The organism is Tamaricihabitans halophyticus (assembly GCF_004340875.1).
Lineage (GTDB): Bacteria > Actinomycetota > Actinomycetes > Mycobacteriales > Pseudonocardiaceae > Tamaricihabitans > Tamaricihabitans halophyticus.
Genome location: NZ_SLXQ01000001.1, coordinates 613976 through 638781, shown reverse-complemented (window position 1 = coordinate 638781; position 24806 = coordinate 613976). Strand labels below are relative to the sequence as shown.

The following is a 24806-nucleotide window of genomic DNA, read 5'->3' as shown; positions in this document are numbered from 1 at the left end:
GCAGAAAGTGAACTCTATCGGCGCAAATTGGTTAGGCCGACTCGGTTCCCAGTGCGTCCAGGAACGACCGTGCCCATCTGTCCACGTCGTGGGTTAGCACCTGTCGACGCAGTGCGCGCATCCTACGGCGGCCCTCGGCTGGATCGATTGTCAGGGCCGTGTACAGGGCGTTCTTGACCCCATCCAGATCGTGCGGGTTAACCTGGAAGGCGCTGGTTAGCTCCGCGGCGGCGCCGGCGAATTCGCTCAGCAGCAGTGCCCCGCCGAGGTCATGCCGGCAGGCAACGTATTCCTTGCAGACCAGGTTCATGCCATCGCGTAGTGGCGTAACAACCATCACGTCGGCCGCGGAAAAGAACGCGGCGAGTTCCTTGCGATTCACCGATTGGTGTAGGTAATGCACCACCGGCTGACCAACCCGCGCGAACTCACCGTTGATCCGGCTGACGAGCTGCTCGATGTCCCCGCGCATCTTCTGGTAGTGCTCGACCCGTTCCCTGCTTGGGGTGGCGAGTTGCAGCATCGCCACATCACCCGGCAGTACCCGGCGTTCGGCGAGCAGTTCCTGCAGCGCGATCAGTCGCAGGTCGATGCCTTTGGTGTAGTCCAACCGGTCGACGCCGAGCAGGATTCGTTTCGGATTGCCGAGTTCCGCGCGGATCTCCTTCGCCCGCGCGATGACTTCCTTGCTGCGGGCGAGCGAGTCGAGGCCGGAGGCGTCGATCGAGATAGGGAAGGACCCCACACGCACCGGGCGGTCGCCAACCTGTACGACACCTGGCCGGCTGCGCACCCCAACCGCGCCCCTGCTCGGTTCGAGGCCGACCAGTCGCCTGGCCAACCAGAGGAAGTTCTGTGCGCCACCCGGTCGGTGGAATCCGATCAGGTCGGCGCCGAGTAGCCCGCGCACGATCTCCGCCCGCCAGGGCAGCTGCATGAACAGTTCGGTTGGCGGGAAAGGTATGTGCAGGAAGAACCCGATTCGCAGATCGGGGCGCAGCTCCCGCAGCATCTTCGGCACGAGCTGCAGCTGGTAGTCCTGGATCCACACGGTGGCGCCCTCGGCGGCTACTTTCGCGGACGCTTCGGCGAACCGGAGGTTGACCTTCACGTAGCGGTCCCACCAGGCGCGGTCGAACACCGGCCGGGCGACCACATCGTGGTACAGCGGCCAGAGGGTGGCGTTGGAGAAGCCCTCGTAGTAGTCGCGCATATCCGTGGCGGAAAGGGTGACCGGGTACAGCCGCATGCCACCGTCGTGAAACTCGTCCACGTCCACGTCCACGTCGGCGACGCCGGGCCAGCCGACCCAGGCGCCCTTGCGGGCGCGCAGGAAGGGTTCGAGGGCGGAGACGAGACCACCGGGGCTGTGTTTCCAGCGCTGCGTGCCGTCCGGGTACCGCTCGAGGTCCACCGGCAACCGGTTCGCCACCACGACGAAGTCCGCCATTTCGCCGTGCTCGCCCACATGACCTCCCGTAGTGCTCTCCACTGCCACATTAATCCGGTCCGCGCGTGGCTGCACAGGGCTGCATGGTGGAATCGGGCACGGCGGCCGATCGGTGACCGCCGTGGGTTACTCGAGCGGGGTGGCTACTGCAGCCGGCGGCGGACCGGGCGAAGCGGCCCTGCCATCCGGGGTCCGGCCATCTTGCGTTCCAGCCTGCCGAGCCGGGTGCGCACCGGCTGGGCGAGGTATTCGCCGAGTACCACCCCTGCCCCGAGGGCGAGGCCGACGCTGAGTGCTTCGGCGAGCAGCACTAGCTCGCCGTGTTGCACGATCTGATACATCGCCCGATAGGTGAGCAGGCCGGGGAGCAGCGGCACCATGCCGGATACCGCGACGACCAGCGGGGTCACCTTCAACCGGCGGGCCATCAGCCCGCCGCAGAACCCGACGAGCGTGGCTGCGATGGCAGAGGCCATGATTTGCCCGATGTCGGTCAGTAGCAGGGTGCTGTGCGCGGTCGCGCCGACCGCGCCGGCCGCGGCGGAGACCAGGACACCCCGCATGCGCGCGTAGCTGGCGACGGCGAAACAGGTGGCGGCTGCCGCGCCGGCGAAGATCTTCAGTGGCAGCCCGAGCACGGTGCCGCGCGGGGCGTCCGCGACCGCGATGGTGGCCGTGCCGAACTGGGTGCCGATCTTCAGTGCCAGCAGTACGCCGGTGATCAGGCCGATCGTCATCAGCGCGACTTCGAGCGAGCGGCCGGCCGCGGTGACGTTGTAGCCGCTGATCGCGTCCTGCACGGTGCCGACCACCGACAGGCCGGAGAGCAACACGGTGATCGCGGCGCCGACCACGAGGCTGGGCTGGTTGTTGCCGAGCAGGTTCGTCGCCATGATCGCCACCGCGATACCCGTGGCCAGTGCTCCACCGATGACCTGCTGGAAGAAGAACGGCAGGGCGCGCCGATTGAGCATCCGGCCGACCCGGTCGATCAGCGCGGTGACGATGAAAGCGAGCATCGCGACCGCGAAGTTCGCGCCGATCAGGATGGCGATGCTGGCGGCCATCCCGCCCCAGGCCACGGTGCTGACCCAGCGCGGGTAGGGGTGCGGGGCGTCGCTGATCTGCTGCAGTTCGGCGTAGGCGTCCGTTGAGCCGATCTTGCCCCGGGTGATCCGGCGGACCAGCGCTTCGGTCGCGGTGAGCCGGCTGTAGTCGACGCCGCGCGAGCGCACCACGCGTACCGAGGTGACCGGCGCGAGGTCGGTGCCGCGATGGCAGGCGATGGTGATCGAGGTGAACACGACGTCGACCTCGCAGTGCGGGAGGCCGTAGGCGGAGGTGACCGCGAGCATGGTGGCGGTGACGTCGGAAGCGCCGGCGCCACTTGCCATCTGGATCTCGCCGATTCGCAGCGCGAGGTCCAGTACGAAGTGGACGGTTGGCTCATCGGGCAGCGCCGGCCCGTACGTACCGTCCATGTCCACGGTTGGCTGGTCGTGGATTTCCCGCTCGCCGGTCGGCGCGTCCAGCGTCTGCCAGGCGCGCTTACGTGGCCGGCCGAGACGGCGCGCACCCGGCCGCTGCGTGAACCACATCTCGATCACCTCCTAACGTATCCCGCAAGGCATCGACGCGCCCGGGCCGACCGTTGCACGGGTGGGATTGTGGCGTCTACCACTTCTCGCTGTGGGGACCTCCGCGCTGCCGGTTCGCGGCCGGGTCCTACGATGGTGGAGCCGTACATGCCGGTGTAGCTCAGTTGGCAGAGCGCTCGCCTTGTAAGCGAAAGGTCAGGGGTTCGAACCCCCTCACCGGCTCCACAATCTACCAGCGAAAACGCCTCGATTGCCCGCTCGTCGCGCGGCTGTGTGACACCATGCGGGACATCTGTTTCGTGCTCTCTGGTGCCTTCAACGGCCAGGAAGTGGAAGTGGGTCAGGCAGAACCCGGTTCTCGAGGTCGAGCCGCCCGCGGCGTGCGTCGGGGCGAACGTTGTGCGTCGGCGCGGATTCGTTCCGGTGCGACCAGTTTCCGATCGCGAACGGGCGACCTGCGGGGGTGATCGGGCTGCTCAAGGAGGGTTGGTCGGCAGGGCCGGTTGCGTAACGAACATCGGGGCGGTGACACTGAGGCTGTGCGCCATGACGCGATCTATCAGCGGGTCTATGCCCAGCCCGTCGCAACGTGGTGGCGTTGATCGTATGCCTCCATGGTGGTGGGCCCAGCTTGGCAGGGACCTCCCCGGGTTTGGTTCGTTGCCGCCGAGGCCGGATCCGGAGACGGGGCAGCCATTTCCTCCGCGCGGGCTGGGGTGGCATGGCGGAGATCTGGACTCGGTCTGGCATCGCAAACGTGAAGTCCGGCCGTCGCGCAAGCCTGATCCGCCTGACGGCCGCGGGCCAGCGTTGGTGTGGCACAAGGAAGGCAAGCGCGGCAAGGTATCCCGCTTCCTGCTGGGTTCCCTGCTGATCGCTGGCGGAGCTTCCGTAGTCGCGGCGGTCAACGGCGGATCACCTTTCGAGTGGGTCGTGCTGTGGCAGGTCTGGGTGGTCCTGATAGTTGGACCACTTCTGGGGGCGCGGCGGCTGAGGTACACCAGGCTCGCGGCTGGCGCGGATTGGTTTCAGTGCCAGCTTGTGCGGTTCGGAATCACGCTACGGAACCAGAGCGTGGACCTGTATGCGTTGCGGTGGATCAAGGTCACCTCCAAGTATCCAATACGGTTCATGGAGTTGAGCGACGATTCTCAGTCGATCTGCTTGGCGATGTATTCGTGGCAGTGGGATCAACGGATGTGGGACTTGGTGTACAACGGGATCCTGCATTCGGTCGCTGCGGGGGGCACGGTGAATCTCGGCGCATGGAGCATCTTGCGGTTCGATCTGGCTAACGCGCAGTACCCGAAGAACCAGGATCGTGAGATCGTCACGGCGCAGTTGAGTGACGAGCAGGTGTCGGAGTTGATGGACGATCCGAATGTGCGGCGTGTGTTGGACTCGTACGACATTCGGTGGAGTGCGGCGCAGTTTCGGGACTTGATCCCGTCGTGGCCGGAGACACGGCTGGCACGTCCGGCAGATCCCGCGTGGTTTGCGGACGACGTGCCGAGTGGTCCCGACAGCGGTCACGACCGTCCCGAACGAGGGAAAGCTGATGGCTGACCGATCGCACTTCGGATCGCGTGCGGCGGCTTTTTCGGCTTCGGTCTGATCATGTTGTTGGCAACCGTCGTGTGCATGCGAGGCAAGATCGCCCTCAGTGTTGAACCGAACGGCATTACGCTGGGGGCCTGCCGTTTCGGTACACTCGTACAACGATGTTCGTGCCATGGCGCGATATCTCCGCGGTTGTCCTGTTCAAACAACAGGCGGGTATGGCCAAGGTGCCCTATATCGCCCTGCACGGGCCAGCACCGTGGCAAGATCCCGGTGCGCCCCGCGGCGAAAAGCTGCGAAAGATCAACGCGACGCTGATCCCACAGGCACCCGATGCCGCGGTCCTCGCGAGTCGGGCGATCAACGGCTGGAAGCTCGACCACGGCCCGCTAACTGCGGCGATCCAGGAAAACGCCCCGCATGTTTCGTTATGCGTAATGAAGTAGCTGCCATAACTCCATTCGGGGCAGTTTGACGATCCGGCATCTGGAAGAGCTGGAGCGGGTTCGACTCCGGCGGCGGGAGCCGCGCTGGTCGAAGTGTTACGCGCGAGTAATACGAGCTTGGGCCGAGCTCGACGGTGCCGCCGTGGAGGCTCCGGCCCGCCGCCAGACGACTCCGAGTAGGACTATTTTGCCTTACGAAGTATTGTACTTCCTTGCCACACAACGTTTCGACTAGACGACATTTCCCAGACTGCACTGTACGGGCGTCGCCTTGCGCGTTCCTGCCGGGAGTGCTGGACTATGAGGTCGAAGTGGACGATGGCCACTCGGTCCAGTTAAGCGATTAGCTCATTGCGCTGTTCGGTCTATTTGGGATGCAGGCGGGTCCCATGTTCTCGCTGGGCCTGGACCAGTTGCTTCGGTGGCAAGCGGTTCGGTAGGCGCCCTTCCTGGCATATGGGCGCATCGCTGCCCGGGAACGTTCCGGTCAGAGTGCTCAAGAACGAGGTCGCGTAGCTCCGCTTGGCTTCGTTTGATTACCGGTAGCAGGGCACGAGGACTGGGTTGAGTCGGCGTCGGCATGTCCGCGATTAAGTCGCGCACATTGAAGGAGCGGGACAGCCAGCGCGCAACGTCGTCCAAGTGCTGTCGTTGCCGCTTGCTCTTGAGCTGCGTCAGATCTCGTTGGTAAATGGTGGGGTCCTGATCGTATGCCGCTTGCAGGCCCGCTCGGCGTACCAGGCATGGATAGCAGTACCCACAGTTGGCAAAGTCTTTTCTGGTCTGCGGCGCTTGGCCGCAGCTCACGGTCGACGCAATCACCTGCGGGGATACCCCGGCGTCGCGTGCCCTTGTGCATACCTCGCCCTTGGTCAGGAGCAGATATGGATTCCGAATGACGATGTCACCACCGATGGTTCTTAGCACCTCGTTGAGGCGCTCCAATACCCATGGATGTGTCGAGCGTGTCGAATTCGACCCGATCCGATCCGGACTCAGCGGCGGGTTGACGGCGACCAGGCCGTTTTCGGGAATGGCTACTTCCGGTAATCCGTAACCGGATGCCACGTAAATGGCTGTGGCAACGAAGAGGAAACCACGAGTGCGAGTACTCGATTCAAGTCGTACACCCGCCGCTCTTTTCGGCTCATCGCGTACCTGAGCGAGTCGAGTCACCCGCCGGTCTTGGTCAATGGCGTTGGCCAGGGTTTGCTGGGTTGAGGCGGAGTCAGCGTGATCATGGGCGATCAATAACAGGCCGCGAGCGCCGTTGGCCACCCGTTCGGCTGCGTACGAACCTGAGTCTAATCCGCCCGAGAATAAGGTGAGCTCGCTGATCTGCCCGACTTCAAGGAGCCGGTACTTGCTATCAATCGACGTTGCCCCGCCCCGGACCTCGATACGCCAAACGTCACCGCTCATGACCTGAAGTGTTCGGTTGATCAGAGCTAGAATCGCATCCGTCCACAGGTCAGGATCGATCACTTGGATCGATAGCGTTATGTCACGAGTCCATCTGTCTGGCGATGACGAGCGAGGCGCCCGCTTGTCGACGAGGTACACGACCCTGGCGATCCTTAATAGGTCTTCGGCCCAGCGCGGCGTTATACCGCTGGCAAGCTGCACTGTTGATTCAAGTCGGTCAGTCGTGCTTTTGAAATCATTCTCACTCAGCGGAGTAAGGCCAGTACGCGGGTTTTCTGTCTGGCGTTCCGCAAAGTCGAATCGGAAGACTCCGCCCGGCATGTCATACCCCGCCCATCGCTAGTTCCAGTGCTCTTGGCAGCGCCGAGCTGGCCATGGCCCGACCAGCCGCAAACATGGAACGATCGGACTTGCTCGATCCTGGATTGTCACATGGCGTCGGAATGTGCTCGCTAATTTTCTCGGCGATTCGATAGGCGATGTCACCCACCGGATCAAGGACAGCGATGGCAGGGAAAGCTAGCGCAAGCTTGCCGGCAATGACAGCTGTCATAAGTTCTTTGACCGTGTCAGCGAAGAAAATTCGATAGAGGAAGCAGAATAATTCCTTGAGGACGGTCCAGTCGCCGGGCTGGCCGGATCTGATCGAGCGTTCGAGCTCGGGTCGTCTAGCGAGTAGTTCCTCGGCGCAGCGCAAGGCCGCCCGCCGCGCGGCCGCATCGGCTACCAGGCCACCTTCTCCTACGACGCTCGCTACGAACCGGGCTAGGAACGTGTCCACGCGTTCATCCGGCGAGGAATCGGTCAGAGCCCCGAGCGCGATCGGGCCACGGCTGGCTAACGCCGCGAACGTATCGGCAAGATCCGCCCCGGCGCGCTCTGCGGTGCTCAGCAAGCCGAACGCCGTGGAGTCTTCACGCAGCTGCCGGGCCAGGGCGGCAAGATAGGTGTCGCAGTGCTTGTCGATCTCAGCACGACTCCAAGCGACTGGATCTTGCTGGTGACTGGCCGGATCGATACCACCGGCGGTCGTCGCGCTCCCGCTGGACACGGCGTTCAACGAGCGAGTGACGGCGCCGCTGGCCCGTCGCCAGAGTCCGCCGCGAGGCGCTGGCAATCTTGTCGATGTCCCCAACAGCACCTCCCCAGTCGGTTACCTCCACTGAAGGGCACTTGACGCGTTGGATCAATAGCTCATCGTAACGCCACCCGGCTGGAGCAACGTTGTGCTCGAGACCTCACGCGTGCCAACGACTGTTGTTTAACCGGGTGCAAGAACCAGATTTGAGTAGAAGTAGCAGGTCAAGACGGACCTTTTAATCGCTAGACAGTCGACTAGCTAACGGGGCTAGTTGGTCGCGGTTGTCGCCCGTGCGTGCAGAAGGGGCGGCGGGTCGGAGATGATGATCTGTTGCGCCTCTGGCCTGTCGGTGAGCAGGAGGCGGACGGCGGTCTCACCCATCTCGCGTAGCGGCAGGCTGACGGTAGTCAGCGCCGGTACCAGGTGTTCGCTGATCCAAGTGTCGTGCACGGCGGCGATCGACAGATCGCGCGGCACCTCGATACCCAGTTCCGCGGCTGCCCGGAGCATTCCGATGCCGATAAGCGAGTTTCCGGCGATAAGCGCGGTCGGACGAGTACTGGAGTTACCCCATCGCGTGGCCAGTTCACGCAGGCCCGCGTGACCTGCCTCGGCAGACCAGGTGAGATGCACGGTGTCCACATCGTGCAGTGCACATCCCGCCGAGGCGAGTGCGGCGCGTACGCCCTCGACCCTTAGCTGGTTGGTCGGGGAGTCGCGCGGGCCGGAGATGAGGCCGATCCTGGTGTGCCCAAGTGCGAGTAGATGTTCGGTCAACATTCTCGTCGCGGCACCTTCGTCCGGTGCCACGAGCGGGGCGACCGTTTCGGTCAACGTGGGCGGCGCGTTCACGATGACCGTCGGCAGCGCATGGGCGATATCCGCGATGCGCTGGTCGAATTCGCCGTGCCCGCCCTGGACGATCAGCCCGTCGATCCGCTTGCCGTTAACCAGGATTCGGTATGCCTCCTCGTCGGTGAGCAGTTCATCGACATCGCCAAGCACGAGGAAGTAGTTGTTCGCGGCCGCTTCGGTGCGCGCACCTTGCAGCAGGTCAAGGTAGATCGGACTGGACAGGTTGTGCACGACGAGGCCAAGCAGGCCGGTCCGGCGCTGGCGAAGGGTCCTTGCGCCGATGTTTGGTACGTAACCAAGTCGTTCGGCCGCTTCGAGCACCCGCGCCTTGGTCTCGTCGGCAGCTCGAACGTTCGGGTCGGCGTTGAGCACGCGGGATGCCAGTGGGGTCGAGACCTGCGCGGCCGCGGCAACGTCGGCAAGCCGGACGCCGTCGCGCCGCTGCCGCGCTCGGTTGGGTTCTTGTGAGGACTCTCCCTGCATTCCTCAACTATGCCTGGTCGGCCTCACTTCAAACGATTCCGGCTGGCACTGGGCTGGTGACGAGCCTGCGTGTCTCCGGGAGGAAGAACATGCCGACCGCGGCGAGCACCATGAGCACGAGGCAGTAGAGCGCGACCAACCAGTAGTCGCCGCCCGCGGCTTCGGTCAGGGCCGCCGCGACGAAGGGCAGCGTGCCACCGACGAGCGCGCCGGTGATCTCCCGGCTGAACGTCACTCCGGTGTAGCGGTAGCGCACGTCGAACAGCTCGGACATGAAACCAGACTGGGCGGCGAGCATCGCGTCATTGCAGAGCGTGAACACGAGTACGAGGGCGATCCAGATCAGGATCGGGGTGCCGGTGCTCAGCAAGAAGAAGAACGGGTAGGTAAGCACGACCGCGCCAATCGCTCCAGCGAGGAACACCGGCCGCCGCCCCAACCGGTCCGTGAGCCATCCGGCTATCGGAATCGTCATCAGCTTGAGGAGGTTGCCGATCAGGATCCCGGTGAGCCCGATCCATTCGGGAGCGCCCACCACGGACGTCAGGTAGGTCAGCGCATATACCGAGGGCAAGTAGCTGGCCACATTGGGGCCGATGCTCGCCAGCATAGCGAGCGGGACCCTGCGGCCAGCGGAACGGAACAGCTCCGCAAGCTTTACCCTGGGAACCTCGGTGTCCGCTTTGGACCCCTCGAACTCGGGGCTTTCCGGAACGCGGAGCCGGATCACGATGCCGGCGACGCAGACGAGGATGCTGGCAAGGAACGCTACGCGCCACCCCCAGGACAGAAACGCTTCCCTGGAAAGCGTCGTGTTCAGCAGCGTCAGTACGCCCGTAGCCAGCAGGGCGCCCGCTGCGTTACCGGCACCTGGCAGGGCTGCGTTCAGGCCGCGCGAGGCGGTCTTGGAATGCTCGGCGGCCAACAATGTCGCGCCCGCGTACTCACCTCCGGCACCAACGCCTTGCAGGATGCGCAGCACGATCAACAGCACCGGAGCGGCGATGCCGATCGTGGCGTAGTTGGGGACAATCCCGATCAGCGTCGAAGCGATTCCCATCAGGACCAGGGTGAGGAACAGCATCTGGCGACGGCCGTACCGGTCGCCGAGAACGCCGATAATGACCCCGCCGACGGGTCGGGCGAAGAATCCGACGGCGAAGGTGGCAAACGAAGCCAGCGTCGCAACGAACGGGTCACCCGCAGGGAAGAACACGGCGGGGAAGACAACCGCGCTCGCTGTCGCGTAGAGCGAGAAGTCGTACCATTCCAGCGCCGTGCCTACGGTCGCGCCGACCGTAGCTTTGTTGATTCGGGACCTCATTGGCTTCTCGCTCATCCTTTCAGGGCGAGGCGAACGGAGACGGTGACCGGCACCGGCCGCCCTTCGGTGTCGACAGCGCGGCCCGCCATCCGCAAGAAGCCGCCGAAATGTTTGACGCGAATGAAACCCGTACAGGTAATGTCCAGTTCGGATCCTTCATCGAGCCAGCGGATGCCGTCCGGACTCAGCTGCACGCGGAGCGTAAGCCTTGATCCTGGCGAGAAATCGTGCGTTTCGACGAAGAAGATGGCCTCGTCCGCCCAACCGCACTCGTACGGATGCGTCTCGACGGCGGCATCGAAGCGCTGGCGTAGTTCGACGACGGAGGTGTAGAAGTTCTTCACGACTGTTCTCCTGTCTCCACCGAGATGACGACGGAGTCCACGAACAGCGAGACCCGACGATCGGTGTCCGCCTCGACGAAGAACACCGGGTTGAGCAGTCCCTCGATATCGTTGTACGCCGGGGCCAGCGTCGGATGTGCACCCACGGGAAAACTCAGCCGCCGGTTCCCTACCCGGAACTCCTCATACGCCCGGGTTTCCAGGTTCACGGTGAGCGATAGGGGTGTCCAGTTCAGCTTGTCGTCGGATTCGTTGTAGATCAGGTGCTGCGTACCGTCGGCGAACCAGGTCGTGGCAACGGTGGATCCGTCACCCTGCCGAGCTCCGAACCACTGTGGGTCGATTCCCGCCTTGTGCCAGCCATCCGCGCCGTAACTCCATTGCTCGTCGGTGACGTCGGTCGGACTGTAGAACTGCCAGCGCCGCACCGGTTTACCGGCAACGGCGTTCACGTACCGCACGCCCGGCATATAGCGATGTAGCTCGTCCTGTAGGTCGACGTAGAGACCGAAGGCGCGCACGTCGTTAACGCCAAGACCGGGCCGATCCTGCTCGGCCTTGTAAGCGACCAGCGCTTCGATCCGCACCCGCCGGGTCCTTGGCGGGACGGCGAGTCGCTTGATGGCCAGTCCCATTGACCCGGGAGCAGGCGGCTGGTCCGGCGCCGCCGCGGCGGCCCGACTGGATATCTTGAGTGAATAGGTGCCCTGTGCGGACCCATGCGTGCCGCCGAACGCGAACGTCGCTGAACTCAGCATCGTCGGACCCCAATGGATCAGGTCGATATCGTCGGAATGCTCGCGGAACCCGGGGGCGACAAAATTCGGACGCAGGTCGAGCCATCCACTCATGCCGCGATCGAAGTCATCCGTGACCAGAACGCGCGGCAGGGGGTCGAAGAACCCAGTGCTTGTCATATCTCATCTCAAAGGGTAACTCTATGTGTGAACAATCGATTTATCATGACCATAGAGGCGACCGTACGTCAAGCCCGGCCAGCCGGGAACGTGATGCCAAGGAGTGCCGATGAACGACAGTGGCGGTATGTACGCGCCTGCCTACGGCCGCCGTGCGGTCACCGCGGGGATTCTGCATTTCGGGGTCGGCAACTTTCACCGCTCGCACCAGGCGGCCTACCTTGATCGATTACTTCGCAAGGGCGAGGCGGTGGACTGGGGCATCATCGGAGTCGGCCTGTTTCCGCAAGACGCGCGGCTGGGCGAGATCCTGCGCGCGCAGGATTTCAGCTACACGCTCGTCGAACTCGGCGCGGACGGTCACCAGGTGGCGACGCGGATCTCCGCCATCATCGACTTCCTGCACGCGCCGTCCGAACCTGAACGCGTGCGGGAATACCTGGCGGATCCGCGGATCCGGGTTGTCTCGTTGACCATTACCGAGGGCGGGTACAACACTTCCGACGTTACCGGTGAATTCGATACGGCCAATGTGGACATAGTCGCCGATGTGAACGCGCCGTACCCGCGCACGGTCTTCGGCATTCTCGCCGCTGGGCTTTACCTGCGGCGCGCTCGAGGGATACCGCCGTTCGCCGTGGTTTCCTGTGACAACATCCCTGGCAATGGCGGCGTCACCCGCCGTGCGCTCGTGGCTTTCGCGCGGTTGGCTTACGGTGTGGAATTCGCTGACTGGATCAATCGCACAGTGTCCTTTCCGGACAGTATGGTGGACCGGATTACCCCAGCGACCACCGATGCCGAACGCGCATTGGTGCGCGATGTGTTCGGTATCGACGATGCGTGGCCAGTCGTCTGCGAGCCGTTTACCCAATGGGTCATCGAGGATGATTTCCCGCTTGGTAGGCCTGCTTGGGAAGGCGTTGGCGGGCAGCTTGTCGACGACGTTGGGCCGTACGAGCTGATGAAACTTCGACTGCTCAACGGCAGTCATCAGGCGATGGCGCATGTCGGGCTGCTGCGCGGCCACCGCTACGTACATGAAGCCATGGCCGATGCGGAAGTTGTTGGGCTCGTTCGGCGCTACATGGCGGATGAGGCGCTCGATTCGCTGCCTCTGGTGCCAGGCATCGATCTCGGGCAGTACATGAGTCAGCTTGTGGAGCGGTTCGCCAATCCGCATATTCGGGATACGCTCGACCGGCTGGCCACTGACACCAGCGATCGGCTACCGAAATTCCTGGTGCCCGTCGCGGCGGAACTGAGTCGGGCCGGCAAGCCCGCCCCGGCGGCTGCCGGCGTGCTCGCCGCGTGGGCCGTTCGCGCCGCGCGAGAGCTTCGCGCCGGGAACTCGCTCAATGATCGACAGGCCGAACGACTCGGGGCGGCGCTGCGTACTGTTGACGCCGATCCGGTGAGCTTCCTCGCGAACCGCGAATGGTTTGGCGACCTGATCGACGACGCTCGCTTCGCCGCCGATTTCCAGCGCGCGTACCGCGTGTACGAGCGCAGCTGACCGAGCTAGGTGCACACCTGTCCGTGGTGTCAGCTGGTGGTGCGGCGGCGGGCGGCTTGGCGCCTGCTTTTCACTCGGCCGCCGCAGATGTTCATGCTGCACCAGCGGCGGGTCGCGCTCTTGCTGAGGTCGTGGAAGAGCCAGCCGCACTGGCCGTCGTCGCCTGGGCACCGTTTCACCCTGGTGAGCGGACCCGTGCGGGCGAGGTCCATAGCGGACGCGGCGAAACGCCACAGTGGAGTTTCGAGGGCGTCGTCGGCCCAGGTCCACTCCAGAACCTGAGCGCTTTCGGTGGTGTCGAGTTCCGCCCGACCCAGTGCATTGCTGTAAAAGTCCCGAAGCGCCGCTAGCCCTTCCGGCGGCACTGGACGATGGTCGGCGATGGCTCCGTAGGTCTCGTAGATGGCCTCGCGCAGCGCGAGGACGCGACCATGCACCTCGGCCGCGGCTGCCTGTTCCGCCTGCGCAACCTGCTTGAGCTGCCGCGCGGCGTCGGGCTCGAGAAAGCCCGCGTATGCCGCCCAGTTCACGCATTCGCGGTAATCGGGTATCCGGTCAACCTGCTCGGTGCCGGGCAGTGGTCGGCGGGGAACGACGGTATTCGCCAGATCAAGACAGCGTGCGCCCCCGATCAGCTCGGGGAAGACCGGTTCCCGCTCGTTCATCCCCAGCCCCTTCCGCCTAACGCGGTTTTGATGGTATACACACATCCATCCACCGTCTATCTTCGTTTTGGCGGTAGTTGTCGAGCTTGGAGGTTGCGCCATGGCGCACGACGTTGAAGTGGCTGCCGACCTGGGCCAACGGGAACGGCGCACGCCGAGTTGGCCGATCGCCTGTGCCGCCGTGGCGGCCGCGGTGTGCTGCAATTTCCTGGCGATCGGCGCCGTGGTCCCGGTGATTCCACGGTTCGTCGCCGAATCAGGAGTCGGCTCGGCGGCCACGCTGGTCGGGATCGCGTTCGCCGTGACTTCGGTGGTCGCGCTGCTGTCGCGCCCGGTCGGTGGGCGTATCGCGCAGCAGCGCGGCGCACGGGGCGTTATCGCGGTCGGCTCGCTGGTCGCGATGGGTGCGGGCGTGGCATACCTGCTCCCACTGGGAACGGGCACCGTACTGATGATCGCGCGGCTGGCGACCGGAGTTGCCGAGGCGTTGGTGATGACCGCCGGCTCGGTCTGGGTCGTCGCCCTGGCCCCTGCCGAACGGCGCGGCAGGGTGATCGGCTGGTACGGGCTGGCCATGTGGGGCGGCCTTACCGCTGGCCCAGTGCTTGGGGAGCTCGCATACCGGTTCGGTGGATTCAGCTGGACGTGGCTAGCCGCCGCATTCCTGCCGGGACTCGCCCTCCTGCTGCTGCTTTCCCCGACGCTGCGGGCGGTATCCGGGCGGCCGAGTGCCGAGCCCGTCTCGCGCCAGTTGATGCCCCGTGGCGCGATCCTGCCAGGGCTGGCCCTTGGCGCGGGCGGATTCGGCTACGCCTGCGTGATGAGTTTCGGCGCGCTGGCGATGGCCGAGCGCGGGATCGGCAACGGCGCCATGTTGCTCGCGCTGTTCAGTGGCGCCTATGTCGCTGTCCGCCTCGCGGGTGGTTGGCTGCCCGATCGCGTCGGCGCGACAACGGTGATCTTGGCGGCCGCGATCGCCGAGGCCGGCGGACTCGTGTTGATCGCGGTCGGCACAAACCTGGTCATGGTGGCCATCGGCGCGATCGTCGCGGGCGGCGGGTTTAGCATGCTGTACCCCAGCCTCGCGGTGATTGCCGTCGAGTCGACGCCCGTGGCTGAGCGTGGCGCGACACTGGGGGCGGTGACCTCTTTCCTCGATCTGTCCATTGTGGTCGCTGGGATCGCTGGCGGCCTCGTCGCCGGTGCCGGCTATCCGGCCGTGTTCGGACTCGCCGCCATACTGGCACTGGCCAGCTGCGTTGCCGCGCTCCGCCGGGGTTGATCCCGAAGCGCGACCCGCCAATGCCCCGACGGCTATGCGGCTGGCAAGGCGCCGCCGATGCCCATCCGTCCATCCGGAGTGCCGACGAGTTCGACGGTCACCCCAGGGCGGACGCGTTCGCCGAGCACGCCGACGATCGCTTCAGTAACGCCGGATACCAGCCCGGACACGATCTCCGTCGAGTCCGGACGATGGAACGCGCCCTCCTTGATGCCAAACTTCACGCTCGGCGCCGGGGCTTGCGCCGGCTTCCCGCCGATACCCCACCTGCCCGCGGGCACTCCGATCAGCTGCACCACGGCGATTTCGCGTGCCCACTCCCCGTACACCGCGACGACGGCTTCGGTCAGCGCCTCGATCAGGTCGGACTCCCGATCAACCAGGTCTTCTTCGAGCGTGTAGACAGTCAGATGTGGCACGAGTCCTCCAATGGCTTGCCATTAAAACAAAATAGCTTTGTAAACAAAGATAATTTGAAGGTATGCGGATGTCAACGCGTGAACCCGTGGACGATGCCGTCCGGGAGCTGATGCTGCTCATGCCACGGCTGGTTGGCAGGATCAAGCGCTTACCGCCGCCTGAGCAGTTGCGGTCACAAGATCTCGCCCCCAGGCATCTGTCGCTGCTGTCCGTGCTCCTGCTGGATGGCCCGCAAACGGTCAAGGAACTGGCCGAAAAGCTCGGCATCGCCGCAACGACCGCGAGCCTGCTCGTCAACGATCTCAGCCGCAAAGGCGTCCTGGAGCGACACGAGGACGACGCCGACCGGCGGCGACGCATCATCGATATCAGCGCGGCGAGCCGGCCAGCCGTCTCGCAGTGGCTGTCACCTGGCGCGCGCGCCTGGCGGGAAGCGGTCGCGCCATTGACGGCCGCGCAGCGCCGTACGGTGATCGATACGCTGCTCGCCTACGAGGCGTCCTTTGCCGTGGCGACCGAGCAAGTGGATTCCTGAGCGCGCCCCGGATCGCAATCTTTAGGGATCTTGCGGTTGGGTGGCAGCTGGCGAGATGCCGTCCAGTGCTCGACCCGCCGCGCGGGCGATGACCTCCGGCATGGACGATGCCTCCGCGCCCCGGCGGATGTTCGCAAGTGCGGCGCTGACCACGGCTCCCACCAGCGCCCCAATCACCGCATGCGCATCCAGCTCGTCGAGTTCGTCCGGAAACGCCTCGGCCAGCGCCTGAGCCCACTCCGCCTGGATGTCGAACATTCGCCGCAGCGCGGTGGCGCGTAGCGCGGGCACGCTGGTGATCAGCTGGGCGCGCACCGCGACCAGGTCGTCGTCCTGGGGGATCGTCCAGCGCCCGGACACCCCGAGCAGATCGACCCCGCGAAGCAGCAGTGTGCGCAGCGATTCGCCGGGCTCCCTGCCCGCGATGAGCTCGCGCATCGCGGCCGCGCGTTCCGGCTGGTCCGCGAAGACCAGGTCTTCCTTGGCTGGGAAATGCACGAAGAAGGTCGCTTGGGAGAGCTCGGCGGACGCGCAGATATCGGCAACCGTCGTCTCGTCGTACCCGTTCGCGGCGAACAGTCGTAGCCCGGTCTCGATCAACGCGCGCCTGGTCCGCTGCTTCTTGCGTTCGCGAAGGCCACTGCTGGTCATGCCGAGATCGTATCCCGACCAGAGACAGGATAGTATCGACTCCATAATTAGAGTAACTATAATTATGGAGTAAGTATGGAACTAACCCACCGTGACACCGCCTTCATCACGGGCGGTTCGCAGGGGATCGGTCTGGGGATCGCCAGGGCGCTCGCGAACCAAGGCGTGCGGCTGGCGCTCGCGGATATCGACGGGGATTCACTGCGGTCGGCTGAGGCTGAACTCGGCGGCAAGACCGAGGTCCTGACCGTCGAATTGGATGTTCGTGATCGCGAGGCGTTCCAGGCGGCAGCCGAGGCGACCGAACGCCAGCTCGGCCCGGTCTCGGTGCTGGTCAACAACGCCGGCGTGGGCATCGGCGTACTACAGACGATCTCCCAGGAGATCAGGTACGAGGTGTGGGACTACGTGCTCGGCGTGAACCTCGAGGGCATGAACAACGGGGTAACCACGTTCGTGCCGAGGATGCTCGAGCGCGGCGGCCCCTGCCATATCGTCAACACGGCTTCGGCGGCCGGCTTGGTGGTCTTTCCCGAGCGCAGCTCCGGATACACCTACCACGCGAGCAAGTTCGCCGTTATCGGGCTAACCGAGGCGCTGCGTCGCGGCTTCGCCGATGAGCAGCGCGAGATCGGGGCGAGCGTGCTGATCCCGGGGATGGTCGCCACCAACGTGGGCAGTAACAGCCTCAACGCGAGCCCGGAAAGCGTGCTGCCCGCCGAAGCTCGCGAGCGGCTGGCCCAGCTGGCTGGAGTCGGCGACTACGCGCTCGCCACGTACGGCCGAGACATCGACTCGGTGGGCGAGATGGTGGTGGACGGGATTCAGCGGGATCGCCTGTACATCCCGACCGACCGGCTTGCCGCCGCGGCTCTCGAAGCGCGCACCAAGGACATTCTTGCCGCGATGCCAAGCGAAGCCAGCTCCTACGATGATGCGCTCGGCCAGGCCATGCGTTCTCGTTCCGGCACCGCCTAGCGAACACGCGAACCGCGTTCGCTAGGTTAGCGAGTTCATCGGGGTCCGGCCGCGCTTGCCGAGCCTTCGCCAGGGCGGACGGCGAGCGCGGCCAGGACAAGATCGACCGCCTTCGCGATCTCGGTGTTGAGCTGGTCTGGCGACTCGTCACCTTCGCGCACCCAGCGATACAGCGCCCCGAGGTAGCCGTCCCGAAGCAGATTCGCCGCGGCGCGCGGATCCACCGAGGGTGCGATCTCGCCGGTGTCCTGCCCAGTTGCGATCCAGGTGGTCAGCTCCTGGCTCAGCCAGGGACTATCCTCCTGCAACGGTCCTTCGGCGTGCAGCCAACCTTTTAACATATTCCTGGTCAGCACCCGCTCCCGTTCGTTCACCGAAGCGAGGTAAGCGAAGTAGGCGCGGATTCGCGGGATCGTGCCGATGTCCTCGGAAAGCGTGCTGCTGGTGACCATGGCGGCCTCCTGCGTGCGGCGCCTGGTCCATTCGAGGGTGAACGCACCCTTGGTCGGGAAGTGATTGAAGGCCGTTCCCCGCGCGGTATCCGCGTGCTCGGCGATATCGGTCATCGTGGTCGCGTCGTAGCCGTGCTCCGCGAACAAGCTGACCGCCGCGTGATACAGCCGTTCCCGGGTCTGGAGGCGTTTGCGTTCCGCCCGGCCCAGTTCCTGTTCCTCCGCGGTCACGAGCACACCCCCTCGGCTGCTGTCGCACTGCCGGCGTGGCAGCTTGATCAATCCTACGTCGGGTGGGGCGAACCCGTTCGAGGGTAGGTCAGCTGACGCGGGGCGCGCTCGTATCGCGGTGAATCTCCAGCAACGGGAGAATCGCCTCGGGCTCCCTGCGGCCCATCCCGCATTCCGTCGCCACCCCGAACTCGGCCACGTGCTCCCTGGCGGCACGAACCCGTTCGCGCGCGCCGTCGAGTCCGCCCTGATCGGTGATCAGTCCCAGGTAGAGCGCGGTCTCCTTGGCAAGCCGCAGGTTGGCAAGCGGCGCGAGGTAACCGGCCGGGTCGATATCGCCACGCACCGGCAGCTGGAGGAAATCGATTCGCCGATCGACGTTGTCCACAAGCAGATGCGCCAGATCCACCAGCGTGCCCGCATCATCGAGGTCAACCTGCCGGCGATGCTGGAAGTCGCCGTAGCAAAGGTGAAAGCCAAGCTGCACATCAGCGGGGACCAGCGCGCTCAGCGCGGCCATCCGGGTGGCCACGGCCGACCAGATATCGCCTTCGAACCACGTCGGTACGTCACCCCAGCCCTCCACCCACAGTAGTTCCAGGCAGGTGTCCCACTGGATCGCTAGTTCGTCATGCGGGATGGCGTCCAGGATCCGTCCGATCTCGCGGCGCATGGCCCTGGTGTAGGCCGCTTCGATCTGCGCGGACGCGTCGGGCAGGGTGCTGATCGAACAGATCGCCGCCGGGGTGGGCAGGTTCACCTGGAACCGGACCTGTGGCGCGATCACTCCCTCGGCTTTCAACCGCGCGAAGGTGGCATACGACTCGATCGCGAAATCCGCGTAGCCGATATTGCCGAGATCCAGCTGATCCGGGTTTACCCCGTCGCGGAAGCCCACCAGTTCCAGCTTGCCGATTCGGGGCACGTCGACCGTGGTTATTTCCAGGTCGGGATGTTGGTGCAGCAGCGGAACCTGGATCCAGACCCAGTGCGACCGGCTTCCGGTCTCGCCGTCCGGCAGCCGGTCAATTCGATCACCGACGTACCTGGTGACGGTTCGAAAGACCTCTTCGGCATCGGACAGTGGAATGGTGCCGACGAAATGGACACCCTGCGCACGAACATCGTTGGTCATGACAGCTCCCAGATTGCTGAGGTTTTGATACAACACTGTACCTCAGTCTACAAAGCCGTTCGAGCAGGCGTTTTCTGAATCCTGGTCGAATTGCAGGTGTTGACGACGTTGCTAAGTGTCTATAGCTTCAAGGGAAGTTGTACTGAAGTACAGTCTAGGCGTTCGGAAAGGCATGCGATGAAGCTTGCGACATTTGCGCGTCCGGACGGCGTTGCCCGCCTCGGCGCGGTGACCGACCAAGGCCTGATCGATCTGCGCGCCGCTGCCGAATTGCTTGGCTCGCCAGCCGCAGAGGTGGACCGCGCGGTACTCGGGGATCTCGGCGCGTTCTTCGCTGGCGGTAGCGCCGCGCGGCAGCTGGCCGAGGACGTGGTTGGCGCGGTTCTCGCGGCGCGCGAAGCTGGGCGGTTGGCCGGTTCGGCCGCGCATCTGGTCATCTTCCCGCCGGAGGAGGTTCAGCTGCTCGCGCCGATGCGGCCGCGCCGGATCCGGGACTATCTGACCTACCAGCAGCATGCCACCGGCGCCGGGGTCGCGGTTCCGCCCGCGTTCAGCGCGATGCCGATCTGCTATCAGTGCAATGTGGATTCGGTGATCGGCCCCGACGAGGTCATCCCATGGCCGGCCTACACCGACCAACTGGATTATGAACTGGAGATCGGGTTCTTCGTCGGAACAGGCGGCCGTGATCTCAGCCCGGAACGGGCCGCGGAGCGGATCGGCGGGGTGACCCTGTTTAACGATGTCAGTGCGCGGGATATCCAGTTCTTCGAGATGAGTATGGGAATCGGTCCTTCAAAGGGCAAGGATTTCTGTAATGTTCTCGGGCCGGTGGTAGTGACCATGGACGAGATCGACGAGTACGCGATCGAGCTGACCGCACGGGTGAACGGCGCCGTCTGGTCACATGGGACGACGGCGAACCGGCAGTACAGTTTCGCCGAAGTGCTCGCCTGGGCGTCCTACGGCGAGGATGTCTACCCCGGCGAGTTTCTGGCTGTCGGCACGGTGGGCGGTGGCTGCGGTGCCGAACTGGATCGCTGGATCCAGCCAGGCGATGTGGTCGAACTCGAAGCAAGCGGGATCGGCGTACTGCGCAACCAGGTCGGGCAACCGGCACGGCAGACCGCGGGGCTGCCCAGCTATCAAGGCGCTCCGCGATTTCAGGTTCCCGGCAAGTGAACGCCAGCGACAGCTGGCCGACGGTGAGGTGAGTACTGATATGGCACTGCGACCCATCCGGCGGATCGTGACCGGACATGGCCCCGACGGCGCGGCGACAATCCTGTTCGACGGCACCGCGACCGAGACACTGGAGTTCCCCGGCTGGTCGGAGGCGGGTAGCACCGAACTTTGGTCGACCGATGAGTCCCCAGTGGACATGAACAGTGCGGCGGACCGAGCCCGACCGATGCGGCACGACCCGACGCCACAGGGCACGCTGTTCCGGGTAGTGCAGATCCCGCCGGAGCAGGACCTCGACGGGATGGACACCGACAAGGTCTTCGAAGCGATGGGCAGCACGAACAAGCCAGACGCGGAGGCAAGAGAAAAGCATCCGAGTATGCACCGGACCGACTCGATCGACTACCTCGTGGTGATCTCCGGTGAGATGACCATGTTGATGGGCGATGGCAGCGAAACGCTGCTGCGCCAGGGTGACTGCATTATCCAGCAGGGCACCGACCATGCCTGGGTCAACCGGGGCACCGAACCCTGCGTGCTTGCGGCGGTACTCGTCGACGGCGCGCGTCCCACCGTCCTCGGTTGACCACAGTGGATAATCCGTCCGGAGTCCCAACGCTGCAAGGAATGTTCGACGGCGTCCTCGCCCGGCACGGCGCGCGGGAAGCCGTGGTGGTCGACGGCGTCCGGTGGAGCTACCACACGCTTGCGGATCAGGTGGACGTTCTGGCGAATGCGCTCGCCCGGCGCGGTGTGCGGCCGGGAGTACTGGTAGCGCTAGCCATGTCGAACCGGATCGAGTATGTCCTGGCCGACCTGGCGCTGATCCGGTGCGGTGCGGGCAAAGTACCGTTGAACGATCAGCTCGCGGCACGCGAGATCGACTACATCCTGCGGGACAGTGGTGCGGCCGTCGCGATCGCGGACGCCGGAATGCTGCCGGCCGTGCGGGCAAGTGCGGCGCCTGCCCTGCACATGGTGATCACCGTGGACGAGTCAGCTGAGCACGCTGAAGCCGACTCCTGGCAACGGATGCTCGCCGAACCATCGGACCGAGCGGTTGAGCATGCCGCGGCAGCACCGGAGGATATCGGGCTGATCCTGTACACCGGTGGCACCACCGGGAACCAAAAGGGCGTGGTGCACACCCAGCGCACGCTGGCCAACAACATGCTCGCGCACCTGGTGGAGACCGGGATGCGGGAAACCGAACGGGTGCTGCTCACCTCGCCGTTGCCACATTCGGCGGGTTTCCTCGCGCAGACCGCGTTGTTGCGCGGCGCGACGGTCTTCCTGGAACGCCGGTTCGACACCGACCTGGTACTGCGGCGGATCGCCGAGGATCGGGTCACCTTCACTTTCCTGGTCCCCACCATGATCTACCGGTTGCTGGATCGCGCGGAAGGACGGAACGTGGACCTTTCCGCGCTGCGCACGCTGCTCTACGGCGCCGCACCAATCACATTGGACAGACTGGAACAAGGACTGCGCCGGTTCGGTCAGGTGTTCATGCAGCTCTACGGCCAGTCCGAAGCACCAAACTTCCTTACCAGACTGCGCAAGGACGATCACGATCCAGAGAGGCCGGAACGGCTGACCAGCTGCGGGCAGCCGGTACTGCTTGCCGAGGTCGAGGTGCACGATGACGCCGGGAACCGGCTGCCGGCCGGCGAGCCAGGGGAGATCGTCGCGCGTGCGCCGTATGTGATGTCCGGGTATTTCAACCTTCCGGACAAGACAGCCGAAACGCTACGCGGTGGTTGGTTGCATACCGGCGATATCGGCAGGATGGACAGCGAAGGGTATGTCTACCTGCTCGACCGGGTAAATGACGTGATCATTACCGGTGGGATGAATGTCTACACCACCGAGGTGGAGAACGTCCTCGCCGAGTACCCGGGTATCGAGCAGGTCGCGGTCGTCGGTGTGCCGCACCCGGACTGGGGTGAAGCCGTCGTCGCCTTCGCCGTCCCCACTGGGCAGGAGCTCGACGAAGCGGCGATACAGCAACACTGTCGCGCGCAACTCGCCGCGTACAAGCGACCGAAGGCGATCAGCCGGCTGCCGGCGATGCCGACCACCGCCTACGGCAAGACGGACAAGAAGGCACTCCGGCAGAGCTGGCCAGGCTGGTAACCGGGCTAGGCGCTTTCCACCAGGTTCACCTGTTGCACGATCTTCTCAACGATCTCGCTGGCGGAATCCCGAACGCCGGTCCTGATGTTGTCCGCGCCGATCTGGAAGGACTCGACGATCTCTTCGAGTGACTGGCCCGAGAGATCGGTGTTCTCCTCCTGCCCGCCGCCGATGATCGTTTCGGCGGAGCTCGTCACGGCTCCCTCAATAGCGCCACGGGGTCCGCCGGTGATCAGTCCGCCGAGCGCGCCGATAAAAGCGTCGGTGAACACTTCCCCGAACGATATCCCGCGCTCCGACGACTTACTTTCCGCGTAGCTTTCCGCCGCGGACACGAAATCATCTGCCAGCTGGCAGAGATCGCGTTTTGCTGTGCCAATCGTGGCTCGCGCGTCCACGACCACGGCAAGAGTGGAGCTGGCGAGCGAGGTGCAGTTGACGTATCGGTCACCGAGGTTCGACAGCCGGAGTCGTGCGTTCGCGCCGGCGTTGCCTTCCCAATTCTCTGGAGATATGTAGCCGCGCGCATCGGTGACCCGCTGCGGCCAGTCGATATCGTCCTTGTGCTGTGCGTCCTGCACATTATCGCTGAGGGCTAGCAAGCACTCCCGCAACCGCTCGCCAAGCTCCCTGAGTCCCGCTTCATCCGCGCTGGACAGCTCCCGGAACGGAACCATCGCGCGACGCTGTTCGGTCTCCAGCGCCGCCGCAAGATGGTCGCCATACGAGCCCATCCCTAGACCAACGGCGTACTCGGCAAACCACAGGGCATCGAAGGCAATGAGTACCGCTTCGGCCGCTCCACGCAGATCATCGCCGATACCTTCGAGCAGCGGGCCACGATCGGTAAGAGTGTCCTCGTTGGCTAGCTGGATGTCCGGCAGCCCTGTCATGGCAGCTGGTCCGAATCGTCGTAGTCCTTGGCGGAAGCGGAAAACTCGTCCGCCATCGCTACTGTTTCCTCGAACAGTTCCACAATCTGGGTGCGGACCAATTCCTGTGCTGTGGCGTAGGCATGCCCGACTGTTGCGAAACCTAGGGTGTTGCCAAAGGCGTTGGTGGATTCGGTCGGGACCGACCAGAACGAGTCTGGTTCGGGTTCCGGGGTGATTTCCGCTTGGCTGGCTTTCTGCCGTGCCGCATCCACGTCTTTGCCGGCTGCCCGTAGGTTCAGCGCGGCCTCGCGTAATGCGGAGGTTCTGACGTCGTAACCGGTCACGCTTTGTCCCCTGATTTCGCCTGTGTCCCCTGTCCTCGCTCAGCGTGCCGCACCGCGTGCTCAGGTCCGAGTAGCGCACACTCGCGCCGGACCCGGTGTACCCAGGCATATTCGCGCGCGAGTACGGGGGTACTACGGGAAATCCGGAATCGGCCCTGCCGGCTAGCCTTGTCGGCTATCGCTGCTCGGCTATCCCACCGATCAACCGCTCAAGACCCCAGTGGTACTGCTCCTCGAGCGCGCCGCGCGGCAGGAACTCGGCAACTTCGTTCAACCGCGGATACTGCTCAGGCGGCAGATCAGCCAGCGTCTGCCGCCACCAGGTTTCGTGTTCGCGATACGGGTGGGTCTGCGTACGCTCCGCCTCATACACCGCGAAACCCAGGGTGTAGGTCTGCGCGGCGCGATAGGCCCGCAACGCCTCATCCGGCCGCCAGCCGGCGGAAGCCATCCGATCGAGCAGCCATTCGATCACATCGGCCATGCTCGGGCTCCACAACCGTCGCTTGATCAACAGCTGCGCGAGGGTGGGGAACTCGAGCATCCGCTGGCGCAACGCGATGCAGTACCGGCGGAGCGCGTCATCCCAGGAAGGCTCGCCGGAGATATCCAGCGGCAGCGCGTCGACCAGCCGCGAGGTGACCTTGGCGAGCAGGTCGTCCTTGTTCGCGACGTAGCCGTAGACGGTCATCACGCCGCAATCCAACTCTTCGGCGAGTTTCGGCATGCTGAGCGCGTCGATCCCTTCGCGCTGGATCAGCGTGATCGCCCCGTCCACGACCTGTTCCGGGGACAACGACTTGCGGGGCCGTCGTTTCCGCGCCGCCTTTGTGCCGTTGTCCTCGTTCATTACTCACCCCCGTGCTCGTGGTGCCCTCAGTATCCGTCATCGGGTTGGCGCTGGTCGAAGCGGTGCGC

The 24806-nt window shown here is 64.7% G+C and carries 25 protein-coding genes and 1 tRNA gene; 10 read left to right on the top strand and 16 right to left on the bottom strand.

The annotated features are described in order from the left end of the window. Positions 1 to 31: 31 nt before the first annotated feature. The gene (locus tag EV191_RS03020) at positions 32 to 1450 is read right to left on the bottom strand and encodes an alpha,alpha-trehalose-phosphate synthase (UDP-forming) (RefSeq protein ID WP_132876112.1); all 1419 of its coding nucleotides are present in this window, start codon (positions 1448 to 1450) and stop codon (positions 32 to 34) included. A 143-nt stretch (positions 1451 to 1593) separates the two neighbouring features. Continuing rightward, positions 1594 to 3048, bottom strand: coding sequence for a threonine/serine exporter family protein (locus EV191_RS03015; protein WP_132875235.1), 1455 nt, complete (start codon positions 3046 to 3048; stop codon positions 1594 to 1596). A gap of 149 nt (positions 3049 to 3197) precedes the next feature. Here EV191_RS03015 and EV191_RS03010 point away from each other — a divergent pair. The 3 genes from EV191_RS03010 (at position 3198) to EV191_RS03000 (ending at position 5054) form a co-directional block, all read left to right on the top strand. Continuing rightward, positions 3198 to 3273, top strand: a tRNA-Thr gene (locus tag EV191_RS03010). 849 nt (positions 3274 to 4122) lie between these two features. Further along, positions 4123 to 4614 (top strand): hypothetical protein, encoded by a 492-nt coding sequence (locus tag EV191_RS03005; protein WP_132875234.1) that lies wholly within the window; start codon positions 4123 to 4125, stop codon positions 4612 to 4614. Positions 4615 to 4769: 155 nt separating this feature from the next. Further along, complete coding sequence (locus tag EV191_RS03000) at positions 4770 to 5054, top strand: hypothetical protein (protein WP_132875233.1); 285 nt, start codon at positions 4770 to 4772, stop codon at positions 5052 to 5054. 348 nt (positions 5055 to 5402) lie between these two features. On the opposite strand, the gene EV191_RS02995 is transcribed toward EV191_RS03000, so the two are convergent. The 6 genes from EV191_RS02995 to EV191_RS02970 form a co-directional block, all read right to left on the bottom strand. After that, a complete protein-coding gene (locus EV191_RS02995) occupies positions 5403 to 6539 on the bottom strand; it encodes a 7-cyano-7-deazaguanine synthase (protein WP_165912800.1) in 1137 nt (378 codons plus the stop codon). 262 nt (positions 6540 to 6801) lie between these two features. Next, entirely contained in the window at positions 6802 to 7374 is a 573-nt protein-coding gene (locus EV191_RS02990) for a hypothetical protein (RefSeq protein WP_132875231.1), read from the bottom strand. A gap of 453 nt (positions 7375 to 7827) precedes the next feature. Continuing rightward, positions 7828 to 8898 carry a LacI family DNA-binding transcriptional regulator gene (locus EV191_RS02985; RefSeq protein ID WP_132875230.1) on the bottom strand — a complete coding sequence of 357 codons (1071 nt, stop codon included), beginning with the start codon at positions 8896 to 8898 and terminating at the stop codon, positions 7828 to 7830. Between the two features lie 28 nt (positions 8899 to 8926). Further along, on the bottom strand, positions 8927 to 10237 hold the full coding sequence (locus tag EV191_RS02980) for an MFS transporter (RefSeq protein ID WP_243658721.1): 1311 nt from the start codon (positions 10235 to 10237) through the stop codon (positions 8927 to 8929). Further along, positions 10234 to 10566 (bottom strand): hypothetical protein, encoded by a 333-nt coding sequence (locus EV191_RS02975; RefSeq protein ID WP_132875229.1) that lies wholly within the window; start codon positions 10564 to 10566, stop codon positions 10234 to 10236. Before EV191_RS02975 ends, EV191_RS02980 begins: the two co-directional genes overlap by 4 nt. Beyond that, positions 10563 to 11483, bottom strand: a complete 921-nt coding sequence (locus EV191_RS02970; RefSeq protein ID WP_132875228.1) for a DUF6772 family protein — start codon at positions 11481 to 11483, stop codon at positions 10563 to 10565. The genes EV191_RS02975 and EV191_RS02970 overlap by 4 nt, the downstream gene beginning before the upstream one ends. Before the next feature lie 109 nt (positions 11484 to 11592). Here EV191_RS02970 and EV191_RS02965 point away from each other — a divergent pair, with 109 nt between their 5' ends. Continuing rightward, on the top strand, positions 11593 to 12999 hold the full coding sequence (locus EV191_RS02965; RefSeq protein ID WP_132875227.1) for a mannitol dehydrogenase family protein: 1407 nt from the start codon (positions 11593 to 11595) through the stop codon (positions 12997 to 12999). Between the two features lie 29 nt (positions 13000 to 13028). Here EV191_RS02965 and EV191_RS02960 read toward each other — a convergent pair whose 3' ends face one another. Next, a complete protein-coding gene (locus EV191_RS02960) occupies positions 13029 to 13664 on the bottom strand; it encodes a CGNR zinc finger domain-containing protein (RefSeq protein WP_165912799.1) in 636 nt (211 codons plus the stop codon). Between the two features lie 100 nt (positions 13665 to 13764). Between EV191_RS02960 and EV191_RS02955 the strand changes: the two genes are divergently transcribed. Beyond that, positions 13765 to 14946, top strand: coding sequence for an MFS transporter (locus tag EV191_RS02955; protein ID WP_132875225.1), 1182 nt, complete (start codon positions 13765 to 13767; stop codon positions 14944 to 14946). A 32-nt stretch (positions 14947 to 14978) separates the two neighbouring features. Here EV191_RS02955 and EV191_RS02950 read toward each other — a convergent pair whose 3' ends face one another. Beyond that, positions 14979 to 15365 carry a tautomerase family protein gene (locus EV191_RS02950; protein ID WP_132875224.1) on the bottom strand — a complete coding sequence of 129 codons (387 nt, stop codon included), beginning with the start codon at positions 15363 to 15365 and terminating at the stop codon, positions 14979 to 14981. A gap of 68 nt (positions 15366 to 15433) precedes the next feature. Here EV191_RS02950 and EV191_RS02945 point away from each other — a divergent pair, with 68 nt between their 5' ends. Then, positions 15434 to 15901: a MarR family winged helix-turn-helix transcriptional regulator gene (locus EV191_RS02945; protein WP_132875223.1), complete on the top strand. Its 468-nt coding sequence runs from the start codon at positions 15434 to 15436 to the stop codon at positions 15899 to 15901. A 21-nt stretch (positions 15902 to 15922) separates the two neighbouring features. Here EV191_RS02945 and EV191_RS02940 read toward each other — a convergent pair whose 3' ends face one another. Continuing rightward, entirely contained in the window at positions 15923 to 16552 is a 630-nt protein-coding gene (locus tag EV191_RS02940; RefSeq protein ID WP_165912798.1) for a TetR/AcrR family transcriptional regulator, read from the bottom strand. A 75-nt stretch (positions 16553 to 16627) separates the two neighbouring features. Here EV191_RS02940 and EV191_RS02935 point away from each other — a divergent pair, with 75 nt between their 5' ends. Next, complete coding sequence (locus EV191_RS02935; protein WP_132875221.1) at positions 16628 to 17530, top strand: SDR family oxidoreductase; 903 nt, start codon at positions 16628 to 16630, stop codon at positions 17528 to 17530. A gap of 35 nt (positions 17531 to 17565) precedes the next feature. On the opposite strand, the gene EV191_RS02930 is transcribed toward EV191_RS02935, so the two are convergent. Next, positions 17566 to 18213, bottom strand: a complete 648-nt coding sequence (locus EV191_RS02930) for a TetR/AcrR family transcriptional regulator (RefSeq protein WP_165912797.1) — start codon at positions 18211 to 18213, stop codon at positions 17566 to 17568. Between the two features lie 88 nt (positions 18214 to 18301). Beyond that, complete coding sequence (locus EV191_RS30005; protein WP_165912796.1) at positions 18302 to 19348, bottom strand: uroporphyrinogen decarboxylase/cobalamine-independent methonine synthase family protein; 1047 nt, start codon at positions 19346 to 19348, stop codon at positions 18302 to 18304. A 177-nt stretch (positions 19349 to 19525) separates the two neighbouring features. On the opposite strand from EV191_RS30005, the gene EV191_RS02925 reads away from it, so the two are divergent. The 3 genes from EV191_RS02925 to EV191_RS02915 are packed head-to-tail and all read left to right on the top strand — an operon-like array spanning position 19526 to position 22669. Continuing rightward, positions 19526 to 20530 (top strand): fumarylacetoacetate hydrolase family protein, encoded by a 1005-nt coding sequence (locus tag EV191_RS02925; protein ID WP_132875219.1) that lies wholly within the window; start codon positions 19526 to 19528, stop codon positions 20528 to 20530. Between the two features lie 40 nt (positions 20531 to 20570). Next, a complete protein-coding gene (locus tag EV191_RS02920; RefSeq protein WP_165912795.1) occupies positions 20571 to 21119 on the top strand; it encodes a cupin domain-containing protein in 549 nt (182 codons plus the stop codon). A 5-nt stretch (positions 21120 to 21124) separates the two neighbouring features. Next, on the top strand, positions 21125 to 22669 hold the full coding sequence (locus EV191_RS02915; RefSeq protein WP_243658800.1) for an AMP-binding protein: 1545 nt from the start codon (positions 21125 to 21127) through the stop codon (positions 22667 to 22669). Between the two features lie 5 nt (positions 22670 to 22674). Here EV191_RS02915 and EV191_RS02910 read toward each other — a convergent pair whose 3' ends face one another. The 3 genes from EV191_RS02910 to EV191_RS02900 all read right to left on the bottom strand — a co-directional run bounded on the left by EV191_RS02910 (position 22675) and on the right by EV191_RS02900 (position 24738). After that, the gene (locus EV191_RS02910; protein ID WP_132875217.1) at positions 22675 to 23562 is read right to left on the bottom strand and encodes a hypothetical protein; all 888 of its coding nucleotides are present in this window, start codon (positions 23560 to 23562) and stop codon (positions 22675 to 22677) included. Continuing rightward, positions 23559 to 23888 carry a hypothetical protein gene (locus EV191_RS02905; protein ID WP_132875216.1) on the bottom strand — a complete coding sequence of 110 codons (330 nt, stop codon included), beginning with the start codon at positions 23886 to 23888 and terminating at the stop codon, positions 23559 to 23561. The genes EV191_RS02910 and EV191_RS02905 overlap by 4 nt, the downstream gene beginning before the upstream one ends. Before the next feature lie 175 nt (positions 23889 to 24063). Continuing rightward, positions 24064 to 24738: a TetR/AcrR family transcriptional regulator C-terminal domain-containing protein gene (locus EV191_RS02900; protein ID WP_132875215.1), complete on the bottom strand. Its 675-nt coding sequence runs from the start codon at positions 24736 to 24738 to the stop codon at positions 24064 to 24066. Positions 24739 to 24806 lie beyond the last annotated feature (68 nt).

What these genes read in the sequence shown, in the direction of transcription:
- EV191_RS02945 (WP_132875223.1), top strand. Translation starts at nt 15,434, where the DNA reads ATGTCAACGCGTGAACCCGTGGACGATGCCGTCCGGGAGCTGATGCTG.
- EV191_RS02910 (WP_132875217.1), bottom strand. Translation starts at nt 23,562, where the DNA reads ATGACAGGGCTGCCGGACATCCAGCTAGCCAACGAGGACACTCTTACC.
- EV191_RS02960 (WP_165912799.1), bottom strand. Translation starts at nt 13,664, where the DNA reads ATGAACGAGCGGGAACCGGTCTTCCCCGAGCTGATCGGGGGCGCACGC.
- EV191_RS02920 (WP_165912795.1), top strand. Translation starts at nt 20,571, where the DNA reads ATGGCACTGCGACCCATCCGGCGGATCGTGACCGGACATGGCCCCGAC.
- EV191_RS02940 (WP_165912798.1), bottom strand. Translation starts at nt 16,552, where the DNA reads ATGACCAGCAGTGGCCTTCGCGAACGCAAGAAGCAGCGGACCAGGCGC.
- EV191_RS03015 (WP_132875235.1), bottom strand. Translation starts at nt 3,048, where the DNA reads ATGTGGTTCACGCAGCGGCCGGGTGCGCGCCGTCTCGGCCGGCCACGT.
- EV191_RS02965 (WP_132875227.1), top strand. Translation starts at nt 11,593, where the DNA reads ATGAACGACAGTGGCGGTATGTACGCGCCTGCCTACGGCCGCCGTGCG.
- EV191_RS02925 (WP_132875219.1), top strand. Translation starts at nt 19,526, where the DNA reads ATGAAGCTTGCGACATTTGCGCGTCCGGACGGCGTTGCCCGCCTCGGC.
- EV191_RS02985 (WP_132875230.1), bottom strand. Translation starts at nt 8,898, where the DNA reads ATGCAGGGAGAGTCCTCACAAGAACCCAACCGAGCGCGGCAGCGGCGC.
- EV191_RS02900 (WP_132875215.1), bottom strand. Translation starts at nt 24,738, where the DNA reads ATGAACGAGGACAACGGCACAAAGGCGGCGCGGAAACGACGGCCCCGC.
- EV191_RS02980 (WP_243658721.1), bottom strand. Translation starts at nt 10,237, where the DNA reads ATGAGCGAGAAGCCAATGAGGTCCCGAATCAACAAAGCTACGGTCGGC.
- EV191_RS02955 (WP_132875225.1), top strand. Translation starts at nt 13,765, where the DNA reads ATGGCGCACGACGTTGAAGTGGCTGCCGACCTGGGCCAACGGGAACGG.
- EV191_RS02970 (WP_132875228.1), bottom strand. Translation starts at nt 11,483, where the DNA reads ATGACAAGCACTGGGTTCTTCGACCCCCTGCCGCGCGTTCTGGTCACG.
- EV191_RS03020 (WP_132876112.1), bottom strand. Translation starts at nt 1,450, where the DNA reads ATGGCGGACTTCGTCGTGGTGGCGAACCGGTTGCCGGTGGACCTCGAG.
- EV191_RS30005 (WP_165912796.1), bottom strand. Translation starts at nt 19,348, where the DNA reads ATGACCAACGATGTTCGTGCGCAGGGTGTCCATTTCGTCGGCACCATT.
- EV191_RS03000 (WP_132875233.1), top strand. Translation starts at nt 4,770, where the DNA reads ATGTTCGTGCCATGGCGCGATATCTCCGCGGTTGTCCTGTTCAAACAA.
- EV191_RS02935 (WP_132875221.1), top strand. Translation starts at nt 16,628, where the DNA reads ATGGAACTAACCCACCGTGACACCGCCTTCATCACGGGCGGTTCGCAG.